Source organism: Deinococcus sp. Arct2-2 (genome assembly GCF_004801315.1).
Classification (GTDB): Bacteria; Deinococcota; Deinococci; order Deinococcales; family Deinococcaceae; genus Deinococcus.
Genome location: NZ_SSNW01000013.1, coordinates 20742 through 36288, shown reverse-complemented (window position 1 = coordinate 36288; position 15547 = coordinate 20742). Strand labels below are relative to the sequence as shown.

13 protein-coding genes are annotated in these 15547 nt (G+C 59.0%); 4 read left to right on the top strand and 9 right to left on the bottom strand.

Annotation, left to right across the window (positions count from 1 at the left end):
* Window positions 1–733: 733 nt before the first annotated feature.
* From E7T06_RS08140 to E7T06_RS08115, 6 genes are all read right to left on the bottom strand, one after another.
* On the bottom strand, window positions 734–1963 hold the full coding sequence (locus E7T06_RS08140; protein ID WP_136365335.1) for a branched-chain amino acid ABC transporter substrate-binding protein: 1230 nt from the start codon (window positions 1961–1963) through the stop codon (window positions 734–736).
* Between the two features lie 289 nt (window positions 1964–2252).
* Window positions 2253–3239: an HpcH/HpaI aldolase/citrate lyase family protein gene (locus tag E7T06_RS08135; RefSeq protein ID WP_136365334.1), complete on the bottom strand. Its 987-nt coding sequence runs from the start codon at window positions 3237–3239 to the stop codon at window positions 2253–2255.
* The gene (locus tag E7T06_RS08130; protein ID WP_136365333.1) at window positions 3239–4315 is read right to left on the bottom strand and encodes a cysteine protease StiP domain-containing protein; all 1077 of its coding nucleotides are present in this window, start codon (window positions 4313–4315) and stop codon (window positions 3239–3241) included. Before E7T06_RS08130 ends, E7T06_RS08135 begins: the two co-directional genes overlap by 1 nt.
* Window positions 4316–4520: 205 nt before the next feature.
* On the bottom strand, window positions 4521–5291 hold the full coding sequence (locus tag E7T06_RS08125; RefSeq protein ID WP_136365332.1) for an HAD-IIB family hydrolase: 771 nt from the start codon (window positions 5289–5291) through the stop codon (window positions 4521–4523).
* A complete protein-coding gene (locus E7T06_RS08120) occupies window positions 5288–6421 on the bottom strand; it encodes a phosphoribosyltransferase domain-containing protein (RefSeq protein ID WP_136365331.1) in 1134 nt (377 codons plus the stop codon). The genes E7T06_RS08125 and E7T06_RS08120 overlap by 4 nt, the downstream gene beginning before the upstream one ends.
* Window positions 6418–7536, bottom strand: a complete 1119-nt coding sequence (locus E7T06_RS08115; RefSeq protein WP_168733435.1) for an ATP-grasp domain-containing protein — start codon at window positions 7534–7536, stop codon at window positions 6418–6420. Before E7T06_RS08115 ends, E7T06_RS08120 begins: the two co-directional genes overlap by 4 nt.
* A 329-nt stretch (window positions 7537–7865) precedes the next feature.
* On the opposite strand from E7T06_RS08115, the gene E7T06_RS08110 reads away from it, so the two are divergent.
* The 3 genes from E7T06_RS08110 (at window position 7866) to E7T06_RS08100 (ending at window position 11168) form a co-directional block, all read left to right on the top strand.
* Window positions 7866–8729 (top strand): tryptophan 2,3-dioxygenase family protein, encoded by an 864-nt coding sequence (locus E7T06_RS08110; RefSeq protein ID WP_136365330.1) that lies wholly within the window; start codon window positions 7866–7868, stop codon window positions 8727–8729.
* A gap of 242 nt (window positions 8730–8971) precedes the next feature.
* Window positions 8972–10618, top strand: coding sequence for a sensor histidine kinase (locus E7T06_RS08105; protein ID WP_136365329.1), 1647 nt, complete (start codon window positions 8972–8974; stop codon window positions 10616–10618).
* A gap of 112 nt (window positions 10619–10730) precedes the next feature.
* The gene (locus E7T06_RS08100; RefSeq protein WP_136365328.1) at window positions 10731–11168 is read left to right on the top strand and encodes a response regulator; all 438 of its coding nucleotides are present in this window, start codon (window positions 10731–10733) and stop codon (window positions 11166–11168) included.
* Between the two features lie 56 nt (window positions 11169–11224).
* Here E7T06_RS08100 and E7T06_RS08095 read toward each other — a convergent pair whose 3' ends face one another.
* On the bottom strand, window positions 11225–12346 hold the full coding sequence (locus E7T06_RS08095) for a VanW family protein (protein WP_240740917.1): 1122 nt from the start codon (window positions 12344–12346) through the stop codon (window positions 11225–11227).
* Window positions 12347–12721: 375 nt separating this feature from the next.
* Complete coding sequence (locus E7T06_RS08090; protein ID WP_240740916.1) at window positions 12722–13192, bottom strand: fasciclin domain-containing protein; 471 nt, start codon at window positions 13190–13192, stop codon at window positions 12722–12724.
* Between the two features lie 600 nt (window positions 13193–13792).
* Between E7T06_RS08090 and E7T06_RS08085 the strand changes: the two genes are divergently transcribed.
* Entirely contained in the window at window positions 13793–14404 is a 612-nt protein-coding gene (locus tag E7T06_RS08085) for a DUF2239 family protein (protein WP_136365325.1), read from the top strand.
* Between the two features lie 3 nt (window positions 14405–14407).
* Here E7T06_RS08085 and E7T06_RS08080 read toward each other — a convergent pair whose 3' ends face one another.
* Window positions 14408–15478 (bottom strand): sulfite oxidase, encoded by a 1071-nt coding sequence (locus E7T06_RS08080; RefSeq protein WP_240740915.1) that lies wholly within the window; start codon window positions 15476–15478, stop codon window positions 14408–14410.
* Between the last annotated feature and the right edge of the window lie 69 nt (window positions 15479–15547).

Here is a 15547-nt window from a genome sequence, read left to right as displayed (position 1 = left end):
GGCAGATACGCCGTTTTTCTACACCCGATTCAGGAACAAATTATTAATTAAGGAATCGTTGTCCGATTTTGCCAACTTGTAGCTGATATGGCCTTCATAGAGTAGGGGGGCAGGATAGTCTCCGGTCTGCCCAGTAAAGTTGCTGACCCAGAAAAAAACAACCTCCTCTTTTATATGAATGTTGTCTAAGATGCCTCTGTTACCTGAGATAAATTGACCCGATCACCGGACTGCCCACTCCATTAGTTTTTATTGAGAATTAGATTAAGGGTAAAATTTCAGCCGATGCTGACGCACATTTTCTGAACCCTCAAGAGATAGCCGCTCTTGAATCTCTGCACTGCTCGCAGGAATCCGCAAACCTGCTTGTACTTCCAAAAAAGGTATGGGAATCTGCACACCAGTTCAGCAGAGAGGATGTTTGCACGGTTAGGTGACGCGCCCAACTTGGGCTTTTTGTTGGCCTAGTTTTAGAGCTTTAAAAGGAGAATTATGAAACCTAAGATCAAAGCTGCGCTATTTATCGTGACTGCCTTTCTGACTATCGCCAGTGGGAGCCTGAGCGCAGGTCTGACCGCTGATAATGGGAAGCCCTCAATTCCTAGAACAGATGGCAGCATAAGTATTTGGGCAGGCTAGACCGAAAATAATCGAAAAGGCATCTGACTTAATAGCAGATGCCTTTTCGATTATTTTTCTTATTTCACTGAGTTTAATTTGAAATCCTCAAGCCTTATTTCAAGCTTTCTGCGTTTACAATCTGAATCTTAGCCACCTGTGCTTGCAACAAGTTATCGAATTTCATGATCAGCAGGCGCGAACGCATCCGCTCTCCGGTAGTAGAGAAGCCCACTGCGCCCGTAATGGTCACGCAGTTGGTCGTGTCACCGTCGAAGCAGGCGGGCAAGTTGACTTTGCGAACGGCCTCGGCTACCTGCACCCGCGTGGGTACTGTTCCGGCCGTCTTCAAGGCGTTCTTCATGGCTTCCAGCATCACGTTGGCAGCGTCGTAGGCGTACACGGCCACGCCGCTGGGCTTGGCTCCGTAGGCCGCCTGATATTTGTTGGTAAAGGTCAGGGCGTTGGAGAAGGCGCTGACGGGACCGAACCCGGTGGTGTACACCACGCCTGCGCCCGCGATTCCGGCACGCTTGAGGAAGCTGGGGGAGTCCAGACCGTCGCCGCCCATGAACGTAGCTTTCACGCCTGCAGCACGCAAATCCTTCACTAGGGCCGCGCCCGTGTCATCGGTGCCGCCAAAGTACACCACGTTGGCCTTGCTGGCTTTCACTTTCTTAATCACGTCAGAGATTTGGGCAGGCGTAGATGCACCCGAATAGGCCGCCACTTTCACTTTGCGCTTGGCGAGGTTGGTCAGCAGCACTTTGGTCAGGCCGTTGCCATACGCGGTGTTGTCGGAAATCACGTAAACGCTGGTGGCCTTCAGTTCGTCGGCAATGTAGTTGGCCGCGGCCACGCCCTGCGCGCTGTCGGCAGACACCACGCGGCTAAAGTGCATCCAACTGTTGCGCGTCAGTTGGTCGTTGGTGCTGGCGGGCGAAATCATAGCCAGCTTACCCGGAGCAAAGGCGGCGGCCACTACGTTGGACACACTAGAATTCAGCGCACCTACCACGCCCAAAATGTTCTTGTCGGCCAGCACGGTTCCGGCAATCTGTGCGCCCAACGTAGCCGATGCCTGATCGTCAAACGGTGCCAAGACCAGATCGTGCCCCAGCGCCTTGAACGCTTTGGCCTGCTCCTGCACGGCCAGTTCTGCGCCGCGCTTTACTTCCGAGCCGATGGCGGTCAGGCTGCCACTGAGCGGGCTGATGGTAGCGAGCTTGATGGTGGCCGCCTGTGCCCCGCCCACCATGAGGGCCGAGGAAATCAGGCCCACCGAGAGATGACGAACGAAGGTGCCGCTCAACATGGTTTTGGAAGGGGTTTTATTAGGGTGCATACGCCAATCTAGTCAGCACAACCCACACCCGTCTTACAGTTGCGCCGCACAAACACGAACTTCCCACATATTCTTGAATCTGGTGTAGACCGGTGAGCGGCAGCTTACGAATCACTTTGATCTCTAAGCGTCTCCAAACCGTTTAAGAGAAACAGCCGTCATCTCAATTTTCAATCGAGTAAATAGATATTGGGATCAAAATCCGTCTATCTTCCTCGAAAACAGGCAAATCATCTCGTTCCAAATTTGACTGGCGAGAGAAGGCGTAGCGAGAATCTTCAGCCGTTCCTCAAAAATGGAGCGCTTCATGCCGTAGGGGGGGGAGGGTGCCGTACCGCTCGGCGCGAATGAGGATGTCGTGCGCCCAACGGCTGTGGGTGGCTGGCTCACACATCCGCCCATTCATCTTAAAGACGGCGGGGGCGTCCTCGGCCAAAATCGCGTGGGCTTCTTGCAGGTCGCCTTCGGTCACGCGGTAGCCGTTCAGCACGGTACTTAGCTGCACCGGATGAATAATAGTTTTGCCCGACAAGCCGTATTCGAGGTCTTGCTGAACCTCGCGGGCCAGCGTCGTCAAGTCTTCAAACACTTCGTACACTGGGCTGGAAAGCATAAATCCGTAGGGTTTGAACACGCCGATGAGCATACTGATGACCCGTTCCAGCGGCCCTTCGTAGAGGGTGCGGCCCGGCGTGCGGCGCACGCCAAGCGCGTGCATCAAGTCGTTGCCGCCAATGCGCAGGCAAGCGATCCGGTGCTGCCAACTCTCCTGAAAAATCAGGTCGCGCAGGCAGGCCATCCGGTGTTCACTCAGCGCCTCGCGGGTCTCCAAGGTCAGCAATACAGACAGATGCGCGTGTTCCTCACGGTTCAGCAGGCGCATGTAGGAGGCCAGATTGCCGTCGTGCGTTTTGGGCAGCACGAAGCCGCTGATCCCGCGCAAATCCAGCGTCAGCAGTTGCGCCAGCACCTCCGGATTGCGGGCGCGGATCAGGCGCAGGGGGCCAGTCCTCGCTTTGCCGGTGCCAGAGAGAGCAGTGCTAGCAGTGCCGATGGGGGGCAAATCGGGCAAAGCGAGGGTCAGATTCGCCAACGCACGCGGCACATCTTCCTCGCGCACGGCGTCTTCGGTGCAGTAGATCAGGCTACTCAGGTGCGGATATTTGTCTGTGCCAAGCTGCACCAGATCGTCACGGGTGGCGGGGGCATACAAGCTTGCGCCCAAAGCCCAAGGATCGAGGGTTGACAGGGTTGAAAGCGGGGTCAGCACAGGCATCAGCGGGGGCCTCCGGGATGGATCAGAGCAGCGGCGAGGTAGGGCAAAGTAGGATGAACGCTGACTGGCACGCGGGCGGCCTGTGCCAAGTGTTCTAGATGCAGCGTATCGGGGTGGCCCGCCTCACGCAGCATCAGGTGGGCAGGTTCGCGCCTCAAAAAGACCCGCGTGGCCTCGCCCACACTCGGTTTGACCAAATGCGGATCGGTGACGCCGAGGGTGGCCGCAAGGGCCGTCACCACATCTTGCGGCTGCTGTGGGCGCGGGCCGAGAGGCAGACGGAAATCAGGCATAAACGGGGCGCTGAGGGCGTCGAGTGCGTCCAGATACTCCGCTGTCTGATCGTATCCGCGCAACTGCTCCTCTATCCGCGCCGCGTGCAGACCGCCTTCCGGGGCAACAAAAGTCCGGCTCAGCAGGCCGCATACGCTGGCATTCAGCGCCGCGTGCGGCAGCAACACATCGTCGTGTGTGGCGGCGTGCAAGGCCACTCCCGCTGGGTCACTCAGTACGGCAAGTCGGGTGGGCACATCGGCGGGCAAACTGTCCTTCAGCGCCCCAAAAATGCTGCCCTTGCCCGTCCATCCGTCTACAAATACCAGTTGCCTGTGTGGATGTAGACCGCGCACAGTGTCCAATGCCGCCAAATCTATGCCGCTGCCCCGAATAATGCTGAGCGTGTGGTGCGGCAACTCCAGCCCCCAGCGACGGGCCAGACGGCGCATGGCACAGCCCACCGGGGTTCCGGCGCGGGCCAGCGAAACCAAAATGGGTTGAGGATACGTTGCCCATATCTCTGCCGTCAGGCTTGCCAACAATGCCCCTACGCGCTCGCCGTTTCGGGTCAGCGCTGCATGGTAAGCGGCCAGTTGCACGTTACTGGGAACTTGTTCGGGCGTCAGCAGCGTGCCATACGACACTCCTGCCCGCAGCAGGCTTTCCTTTTCCTGCACGCTGACCAAGTGCGGCTCTGCGGGCCGAAGGTGTACCTGCACGTCGGCAGTGGGCAAGGTATGGGCCAGAGCATGTGCCGGATGGTTTGGAGTGGTCAGAAGGGCGTCAGGTTGTGGCGTCATGCGGAAATGGATTGTGGCAGTGTGAGGTGGGAAATGGTCATAGGGCAACGTCTCCGGGCAAATGGGAGTTAAGCAAATGGGAATGGGCGAGGAAGATCAAGCGTCAAGTCTTCAAATCATGGCAGGTGAATGAATGAGGTTGGCTCCAGCATCCAGCATGTTTGTCAGCCCACGAAAGCCCGAACCTATATAGGCGGTCATGCGGCTACCGCTGAGGCAAGTTGGCCGCGTTCACCGCCCGCAGAAGCTGGCCTCTCGGCGGCGTGATGGCAAAATCGCAGGCGCTCATAAAGGCCAAGTCGCTGAGGCTGTCGCCCAAGCCGAGGGTCAGCACGGCGTCGGCAAAGTGGTGCTGGCGAAGGTGCTGCACAGCTTCCGCCTTGCCCAGACTGCGCGGCAATACGCTGACATTGTTGGCATTGGCGATGATCTTCAGGCTCTCCAGCCCCTGATCGGTCAAAAAAGCTTCCCAGCGCAGTTGTAGTTCTTCCAGCGCTTCGGCCTGTGCCTCCGGATGCTTCAGCACCGTCATAAACGGCAAGTCGTGGGCATGGTGGCGGGTCAGGCGGCAGCCGAGGCGGGCGGCGTGGGCCTCTAGGTGCGCGGTAGCAGCGGTCAGAGCGTCTTGTAAGTCGTGCAACCGTTCGCGTACCTGCTCGGCCCACGCCGCGTCTATTTCTCCGCCCGGCGCAACCATCGTCAGGCCATGATCCACGATTCGCCAAGACAAGAACGGCAGCGTCACACGCGCCATCGCCGCGAGGTCGCGCCCGGTGACGGGAATGACAGTCACGCCGCCGCAGTCCAGCAAGCGCAGGAGTTCGGCCTGTGCGGGCGTGCAAAACGAGTGCGCCTCACCGCGAGTATTCACGGTAGCGGGCGTCAGCATGTGCGGGTCTATTCCCGGCAACTTGCGGAGCGTTTGAAATAAAGTGTCGTCTAGGTCGGCAAAAGCGACGATGGCGGGGGTGCTCATACACTCAGCCTGACGGCCTGCGCGTGTGGCCCCAGCGCCACCATCAGTGCGGGATCAGGCACGCACGCGCCCTCGTACCCCACCAGAATCCGGCTGTACGCGGCGGGGTCTACGTTGTACACATAGTTGGAAATCCCGTCTGACACGTTGTCGGCAAAGCTCAGGGTGTGCCGGATCGCCAGCCCCGGCACAATCGGGCTGCGGGTGGTGGCGCTCCACAGGCAGGAAGCAACGGAAGGCGCGATCAGGCCCGCCAGCGCAAAGGCCGGATACTGATATTCCCCGGTTCCCAGCACCAGCACGCACTCTGTGGGCTGGAAGGTCAGACCCAATGCTTCCAGTGTAGGCACATCGGTCAGGTGGCCGTAACGTGCGCTCTGAGCGGCCAGCAACGCCGTTTTGTCGGCCCCGTTGCCTACCACCGCAGGCAAGGCGACGGGTTTCCACGCTGGGTCAGGTATGAACGAGAATTCGCCGCGTGTGAGGCTCACAAAATCTACAGGGAGACCCAACGCTTCGGCCAAGTCGCGGCGGCGTGGACACCAGTCGGTCAGGCTGACCAAGACCACCCGCGAGACGTGTGGGTGCAGTTCCAGCCACGCGGCGGCCAAGTTTTGCAGCGTCGTTCCGGTAGACAGTTCATCGTCCACCAAGACCAATTCAGTGGCGGCGCGTGCCTCCGGGCCGGGATCGTAGACCAAATGGGCGGGCGCGTGCGAGTGCGGTTCGTCGAAGCGCAGCAACAGAGGCGCTTGCGTGTGGTAACGCGTGGTGTGCTGGAACGTGCCGCGCCGATGCTCCTCACCTGCCAGCCACGCCCGGAACACGCCTTCGCCCAATGCTGTGGCCGTTTCTGCCAGCCCAATAAAGTGCGGCGCGTGTAACTGCGGCAAAGCATCGGCCAGCGTGCGGTAAGTCCGGGCCGCCACTTCCGGCGGAATCGGAATGTGTTTGCCTAGCACCCTACTCACGAACAAGAATCCACGTTTGGGGTTGCGGCGCACGGCGTAAGTCAGGAGTTCGTCTAGCGGCAGCTCATTCAGTGGCGCAGTGGCAGATTCAAGCCGCAGCCTCAGCGTGCCACTCGGCAAAATGACCTCTTGCGTCTCCACGTCTGGGATAACGGTCATCCTGCCGCAGCCCCTAGTTCGGCCACTTCCGGTTCGGCCAGCTCCGCCGTGCCCATCACGCGCACCACCTTGTCTTCGGCCACGCTGAGGCCCGTGCGAACGGTGGGCAAGGCGTCCCAGTCCAGCGCTCCCGTTGCTGCGTCCAGCAGCAAGCGCGGGAAATTGATGCCCGCCGCCATGCTGTAGCGCAGGCCGCCCGATGCCCGTGCATTGATCTCCAGCATGTGTGGGACGCGGTGGCCGTCGTCTTTGGTCTGAAAATTGAAGATGCCGCTGAGACTGTACTTCTGGGCAATTTTTTCGGCGGCGGCCACCAAGTCGGGGCGGTCTTCTAGGCGTTGCCCATGCTCCCCTTTCCGGCGCACCACGGCGCGTATCAGGCGGCCTTGCCATGCCACACAGTCAATGCTGCGTTCCGCGCCTTCCAGCGTGTGCATCAGCAACATGGTAGGGAGCGCCTGGCCCGCGAACATTTCCCGCGCCGCCGCCACGCTCATCTGGTACAACTCGCCCTTCAGGAAGGAATTCAGGTCGGGCCGCTCCATCAGCACCCGGAACCCGCTGGCATAAATACCCCGCGCAGGCTTGACGCACAGGCGCACGCCGTCTTCTCGTAGCGCACTCAGGCCGTCCTCAAAGCTGGCCGAAGTATCGAAAGTCGTCCAGCGCGGAATGGGCAAAATAGAGGAATCCCACGCCCGCAAAAATTCGTCTTTGCGTTCCAAGTGCCGCTGGGTCTGCTCATCTGCGGGCACGATTAACGTTATTCCAGCCTCGGCAAATGCGGGTTGCCAGTGCCCCAACCGCTCGCGCTCTTTGCCGGGAACCACCAGCGTAATACCGCGCTCCGCACAGGCCGAAAGCAGCCACGCGGCGTACTCGTCCCCAAGCAACCCTTTCGGCTCTAAAAAGGTGTGCGGCGCGGCGGCCAACATGCCGTGATCGGGGTCGGTGTGGCTGGCCCAAACTTCGTAGGGAGCGCCCTGAAGCGCCGTCAGTTGGGCAGAAGTCACGCTGAAATTTTTGGTGAACAGAACTTTGGGCAGCGTATCGGGGGTTCGGGTGGTGGGCGAGAGAGAGGCAGGCACTTCGGCGCTCGGGTGCAGAGTAGTCATAGGGGTCTCATTGGGCAGCGGGATGATGCAACGGGATCGATGCGGTGCGGTGGGGAGCGGAGGCCAGAGCCGGAAACAGAATTGTGCCTCAATTTACAGCCTCGGGTGAGAGGAGAGGCTGTAGAGGATGAGCCAGCGAATGCTGAGGCAAATCGCCTCACGACCTGCCGCACCGCCCGCACCCAAATTAATCTGTTGTTAAAACCCTGTTGGCGCCCGTGTTTACGAGAATCTGCCTGTCTGCATAGTTCACTACCTTAGACATACTGGTCAGCTCTTTCAATGAGCTTTCGCGTGCCTCGCCTGTGACTTAGGAGTACGCTCAGCCTATGAGCGATCCCCATCTTCCGGCTGCCCCTGCCGATCCAGACCCGAACTCTGCCGAACGTGCTTACGGCGATTTCTCGCGGGCGCTGAGTTACGTGGAGTATCTGCAAATAGATACCCTGCTGTCGGCGCACAAACCTGTGACCACAGCGCACGACGAGCATCTGTTCGTGTCGGTGCATCACGTCTCCGAGATCTGGATGTCGTTGGTGGTGCGCGAGCTGACGGCGGCCATGACCTTGCTGGCGGCGGGCGTCACCGATGCGCCGCTGAAGATGCTTTCTAGGGTGGTCAAGGCGCAGCAGCAGATGACCAATGCTTGGGACGTATTGAAAACCATGACGCCTGCGGACTACTTGCAGTTCCGCGACGCGTTTGGGCGTGCCTCCGGCTTCCAATCGGCGCAGTACCGCATGGTAGAAGTGCTGCTGGGCAACCGCGACCCCGCCCTGCTACGGCCCCACGCCCACCGCGCCGACCTGCTTGATCCCCTTCAGGCCGCGCTGACTGCCCCAAGCGTGTACGACTTGACGCTGCAATTGCTGGCGGCGCGGGGGTTGCCTGTGCCTGCCGAAGTCCTAAAGCGCGACTTTACGAAGAAGCCTGTGGAAAACGCCGACGTGCTGGCCGCGTGGCTCACCGTGTACCGCAACCCCGAAGAGTACTGGGACTTGTACGAACTGGCCGAAAAGTTACTGGATGTAGAAGATAACTTCCGGGCATGGCGCTTTAATCACCTGACGACTGTGGAGCGCACCATCGGCTTTAAAACAGGCAGCGGCGGCACCAGCGGCGCGGGCTACCTCCGCAAAGCCCTAGAAATCGTCCTTTTTCCGGAGCTGTGGCAAGTCAGAACCAGTCTGTAAATGAGGAAAAGCGCGGGCCGGCCTGAGCAAGAGCGCTTCCCTACATAGACCCATCCAAACCTTTGTGTTTGGGTGGCTTTTTCTGCTGCTTTACAGCTCCTTGCTGCCCGGTCACAACGTTGGTTAGAGGGCAGGCCTCAGCCTAGTCAACGTTCTAAACCACAGAATCCAGACGTGATATTTGTCTCAGACCACTAAAAAAGTACAGCGAGGTCACCGCCTTTCTTCTAAACTTTTACGGAATGTCGGCCCCGGATCGTCCTCTCAGTGCCGCTCCTGCCGATCCGTCCAGACAGGAGCGGGGTGATCCAGCTCAGTACACGTCACCCGGCCAACCGCTGATCAGCTTTATCCTGAGGCCGTTTTGGTTGCCGCTGCTGTTGTTGCTGGGCGTGGGCGTGTCGGTCTTGGTGGCCGTAGACCGCAATGCCCGGAGCGCCGCACTGGTCAGTGAGGCTCAGGCGCGGCTGACCCTGATCACGATGCTCCTGCGCGATACTGCCGATCTAGAGCGGGGGCAACGCGGCTACGTCATCACCGGTATGCAATCCTTTTTGCAGCCATACACGAACACCAAAAAAATCTTTCCCGGTCATATCGAGGCGCTCCGTAAGTCCAGCGTGACCGATCAGCAGCGGGTGGATTTGAACCGGGTCGCTCTCCTGATCGGCGCGTGGGACCGTCAGGCGGCTCTCCCCGAAATTGCGGCCCGCCGGGAAAGCTTGGATGCGGCCGTCAAATTGGTCAGCGACGGCAGCGGCAAACGCACGCTGGACGAGGCGCGGCAAACGCTGAATGCCATGCAGTCCAGAGAAAATGCCCGCTTGAACGCGGCGCTCCTGTCGAGTACCGCCACCCTCCGCAACGTGCGGGCGGTGACGTTGCTGGGCTTGCTGCTCAGTGTTTTGCTCTTGATCCTGACCGCAATCCGGGCGGCCAGAACAGTAGCGGGCAACGTGCAGGACGTGACGGCGCGGGCGCGGCAGATGGCGGCGGGCGATTACGATGACCGCCTTCCGCCCACGCCTCTGCTGGAACTGCGTGAACTGGGGCAGCAATTTCAGATCATGGCGGGGGCCGTCAAAGAGCGTGAGCAGGCGCTCCGAACCACCAACACCGCGCTAGAGCGCAGCAACCGCGAGTTAGAGCAGTTTGCGTATGTGGCCAGCCATGACCTTCAGGAGCCGCTCAGAACCATCGGCAGTTATACGGAACTGCTCTCTAAGCGCTACACGGGCCAACTTGACGAACGCGCCGACCAGTACATTGCGTTCACCATTTCGGCCACCCAGCGCCTCAAATACCTGATTCAAGACTTGCTGGCCTATTCGCGGGTTCGGCAAAGCGGACGCAATTTTAGTGCAGTCAACACCGCCGAAATCGTGGCGCAGGTGTTGGACGACCTGCAACTCCAAATTCAGGGCGCAGAGGTCCGGGTAGAGTCCATGCCTGTCGTATGGGGCAACCCCGAACTTCTGCGGCATGTCTTTTTGAACCTGATCGGCAATGCCCTGAAGTTTCGTGCCGAGGGACGGCCAGCGCATGTCAGCGTATCGGCCCAAGATGACGGAACCCACTGGACGGTTTGCGTACACGACAACGGCATCGGCATCGAACCTCAGTACCATGACCGGATTTTTGGGGTGTTTCAACGGTTGCACGGCCCCAGCGAATATGAGGGCAGCGGCATAGGCCTAGCGGTGACCCGCACCGCCGTAGAGCAGCACGGCGGAACGCTCAGTCTCAACAGCGTGTTGGGCCAAGGCAGCGTGTTCTCTTTTACCGTTCCACACGCTCCCGCGAGTCTTGGGCGGTCTTCAAATCCTCTCTTGCCTGCGGGCGCCGAAGGCAAGCTGGAGCCAGATCCCCCTTCGACGGCCCCGTTTTAAATGACCCGTCCTCATCGGCTACAATTTGTCCCGTCTATTGCCCTTTATTTGGCTGACCACTTCCGTCTTATCAGTCCCGTCAGACCAATTCAGTCCCCGCTCAGGAGTACCTATGAAGTCTATTGAAATTTTGCTGGTCGAAGACAATCCTGCCGATGTGATGTTGACGGAAGAAGCGTTTACAGAGGCCGACTTTCCCCACCAATTGCATGTGGCTAAAGACGGTGTAGAAGCCCTGCGTTTCTTGCGGCGAGAAGGGCCATATACAGAAAAGCCCACGCCAGACGTCATCTTGCTCGACCTGAATATGCCGCGCATGAGTGGGCTGGAAGTGTTGGATGTTCTGAAACTCGATCAGTATCTCCGCAATATTCCGGTCATTGTCCTCACGACTTCGCGGGCGGAAAGTGACATTTGGCGGAGCTACAACCTGCACGCCAATGCCTATATTCCCAAGCCCGTGACCATCAGCGAGTTTGTAGAAGTCATCAAATCTTTTGAGACATTCTGGTTTTCTATCGTAGCCTTGTCTCCTAAAGCCAAACCCTGAGCTGTGTTGCTTTAGCGCCCCGTATCTTCCGTGTAGGGCCGCCGAGTTTGATTCATTCAGTTTGAGGTATCAAGGCGGCTGTCACCTTTCGGCACAGCAAAAACGCCGCCCCATGCTCGGTAAGTACTGGATACCACTTCGCGCCGCAGCTTGCCGTCTGCAAATTTAATCTGCCGGGCCACGGTGACCTGTGCCCCCGCTGCGGGCATGTCTATTCGGCGGACTGTGCCTGCCGCCATTTTGGAATCGGCAATAAAGGTGGGCGGCGGCGCGGTGCGGGTACCGGAGAGTTTGGGCGCACCGATCTGCACGGTTCTTCCATCCGGGCGGCCAAACAGATGCACGCTGAGGCGAGCGGCCTTCACATCCCAGTCGGCCTGAATCAGCATAAATCCTGCGGTATCGTTGCGCCAACGCAGATTTTTGGCGGGGGCGTACACGGCGGCGTCTAAGCCCGGAGCGCCGTAATAGCCCACCTGATACGAATGCGCGTGCCGCTCGGTAATGGGCAGTCCGGCACCGAAAGCCGCCCGGAACACTGTTGTGCTGACTTGGCATACGCCGCCGCCATCTTCCACGCTCAGGGTATTGCCAGTGACCACGTAGCCTTGCCTAAAGCCCGTGCTGGCGCTGATTGGGCCAAGGGAAGCATTGAAATTGAATTCTGCGCCGGGGGCCAGCCACTCGCCGTTTACCCGGCTGGCCCCCACCCGGACATTGTGGACTCGGAATTCGGGACTGCCCGTAAACGACGATGTTCCGGTGCCGATATACGCCAATCCCTGACCAGCTGCCCAAGCCACACTGCGTCGTGGGGCCACCAACGCTACCGATACATTGGTGCTTGATTCGCCCTGCTGCACGGCACGCAGCAACGCGGCTTCGGTCTTGTCGCGATTCACCTTCCAGCCCGTTTGCGCCTGACCGACCCAACCTCCCGCTTGCCTCACGAAACGGAGATCACGCGGTTGACGTGCTTCAATTTGGGCAAATACCGCTTTCAGTGCGGGCCGGAGGGCATTCACGTTGCCATCGGCTCTGACCTGACCCAGTTGTTGGGCCGTCAGCGGGAGGCTCAGCGAGCGGTGAACCAATGGGCGTGACACCTGCTCACCGCGCAGCACGGGTTCCGGAACGCTCCAGAGCAACTGAATCTTTGCAGGTTGCGGCTCTCTCACTGTCTCAACAGCCGCAGATTCGGCAACTGGTGGGGGAGAGCCAAGTGGAACAGAGGCCGGAACAGCCGCAGTGCGGGGAGCGGGGTTGCAAGAGCAGAGCGCCCCAAGCAAGACCAATGCACCCAAAATCTTAAAACCCTGAGATTGTGATAGGCGAAACGGCGAACAGAGCATAAGGCGTATCCTCTTGAGCATATTTCGGTGAAAAGACGTCTGATTTGGCTGTTGATCCAAGCGAAACGGCTAGGTATAGGAAGGATTTCAGGAAATGATGTGGAATCCGTGTTATGAATTAAAACTTACTCCTACGAAACAAAGAAGGGGAGAAACAGCCGGTTGGCCGCCACTCCCCGTCTCAATTATTTGGTGCCTTGTTCAGGGCATCAACACAGTATCGATGACATGAATGATGCCGTTGCTGGCTGCAATATCCGTCTTCGTCACCGTCGCGTCGTTGATAGATACCGTACCGCCGTTGACCGCAATGGTCACGTTGGCTCCGTTCACTGTTTTGGCGGTACTCAATGTGACCACCTGAGCGGCAGTGACGCGGCCCGGTACGACGTGGTACAGCAGCAATGCCTTCAGAGCGGCTGGGTCGTTCAGGAGGGCCGTCAGTTGGTCTTGTGGCACTTTGGCAAACGCGGCGTTGGTCGGTGCAAATACCGTGAACGGGCCAGCGCTGCTGAGGGTGCTCGCCAATCCTGCGGCCTGCACAGCCGTCAAGAGGGTGCTGAAATTCGGGTCGTTGGACACGATAGCGGCAATGGTGTTGCCAGTGGGCACGGCGCTTCCGCCTCCGGCGAAGGCAGGTGTAGCAAACATCATGGCAGTCAAAACAAGCATCTTCTTCATAGTAAATCCTCCGGAAACTATAGAAAGCTTACCCTTTGGTATGACAAAGGGAGAGGGCTTCGTAAAACTGCGTCTTGGTTCTTAAAATTGTCTACTCTACCGACAAATGAAATTTAATAGGCATTCTCTTCTATCAAAGTACGCCCCAGTACAATGAGTCATTCCTGAGAACAAGCTTTAATTGGCTGCTCTCTAGTTTAAATAGGAAAGTTTGGTATGGAGCGGATTTGACGGTACGGAATACGATTTATCCGTAGACAAAAGTCCCAAGTCCGTAGCCATTGCTCCGAGGGCCATCAGCCGAGTTGAAAAGCAGGCGTTATCACTTCCGTGTCGCAGCTTGGGACAAAATTTTCCTCGTGTGACACGCAGAATATTGTGTTCGGCATTGCACGCCAATTCGCTGCTTCCCACAGGGAACTGGGGCTGGTCTGGAACTTCTTGGAAGGAAAACCAAGTTGCCAACGTGACCCACAGCCATACTTTTTAGCTACGTACCTTCACAGCAACTTACCGTGACGTTTGAGCCTAAGCCATTTATTCTACCCGGATAAAATTGACATCTTTATTTTACCCGGATAGAATCCTGCTATGGACGAATTGCCCACCTACACAGCCTTTCATGGCTCCCTGCACCTTCTCACAGGCTCTCTGCACGATGTCCTGACCGAGTTGAAAACTCAAGCGGATTCACTTGACGCCGCATCGTCCATTCTGATTTTTGAAGACCGCAGTGGGAGGCAGGCCGATTTCAACCTACGTGGCACACTGTCCGAGGTGCTGGAGCGGGAAGCGCCGTTGCCAAGCGCTCCGGCCTCTGCGCCTGCCAAAGCTGGCCCCGGACGCCCGAAACTGGGCATTGTTTCGCGTGAGATCTCGTTGTTGCCGCGTCACTGGGACTGGCTGGAACTTCAGCGGGGCGGGGCGTCGGCCACCTTGCGCCGCTTGGTAGACGAGGCCCGCAAACAAAACCCCGGCCAGGAGCGGGTACAACAGGCTCAGGCCGCCGCAGACCGTTTTCTAGGGGCGATGGCCGGAAATCTGCCGCACTTCGAAGCCGCCTCACGCGCCCTGTATGCCCGCGATCAAGCGGGGTTTGTAGCCCACAGCGCCGATTGGCCCGCTGATATTCGCCGTCACGCACTGCATCTGGCCGCGCCTGTGTTCGCTGACCCGAGCGGCGAAGGGACGCCGTCCGAATAGCCCCTATTCCACCCTCACCGCAATAGGCAGCGGAAAAGTAATCATATATTTACCCTGCCCCGGCGCGTGCTGCGTGGGTTGGGTGCAGCCTGCCGAATCGGTGGCGCGGGCCAGCAGTGTGGCCTTGCCCGGCGTACTGGGCGTCTGCCACGCGAAGCGCCAGCGCCGCCACACATGCGACTCGGCGGGGTCGGTCAGTTCAGCTTCGGCCCAGTGGAGGCCGCCGTCTGTACTCACCTCTACCCGTGTAATCTCAGCTTCTCCCGTCCACGCCGCGCCCGTGATGATGTACGGCTGTCCGGCAGCAAGGGTTTCACCGGGGGCAGGTCGGGCGATCTGGGCCTTCACCCGCATCACCGACAGAGGCGTCATCTGGGGCGACAGGGGGCCGCGATGCTGCCAATACGAATAGTCTAGGGTCTGAAAAAACCCCTGAAAGGGCGTGTTCGTCACATAAATTCCGGTCAGCCATTTGACGGAAGCCATGCCGTACCAACCCGGCACGATGGCCCGCACTGGGAATCCATGCTGCGGCGTCAGCGGTTGGCCGTTCATGGCATACACCAATAGCACGTCGTTTTGCGCCTTGCCGAGCGGAAGACTGCGTTCGTAGGCGATGACGCCGGGCGTTTTGGCGGGCTCCTCCAAACAGCCCCGGTCTGCGCCGCACAGCACCACTTCTACTGCCCCCGGTAGTACTCCGGCCCGCTCCAGCACGGCAGCCAGCGGCACGCCCGTCCACTCGGCGGTACTGACTGCGCCCAGTTCCCACGCCACGCCCTCCACCTTGGGTCTCAAAAACGAGCGGCTGTTGCCCGCACATTCCAACGTCGCGGTAAGGGTACGCGGAGTCATGGCCTCCAAGTCCGCCAAGCTCAGGCACAAGGGCTGTTCGGTCAGCCCTCCAACCTCCAATCGCCACTCGGCAGCGTCCAGTTGGGGCACCGGAAAATGACTGCGAACATAAAACATGCCCGGCGGTGTCAGGCGTTCCGACAAAGTGTGAAACGGAAATTCCAGATTGGCTGGGCTGGCCTGCCGAACGATCATTTCTGGTGGGGGCGTGTCAGCCATAGATTCACTCCAAAACAGAGGGCCGCCCCTACGAACCGAGCGTTCCACCAAGAAGCTTCTCCGTGTGCC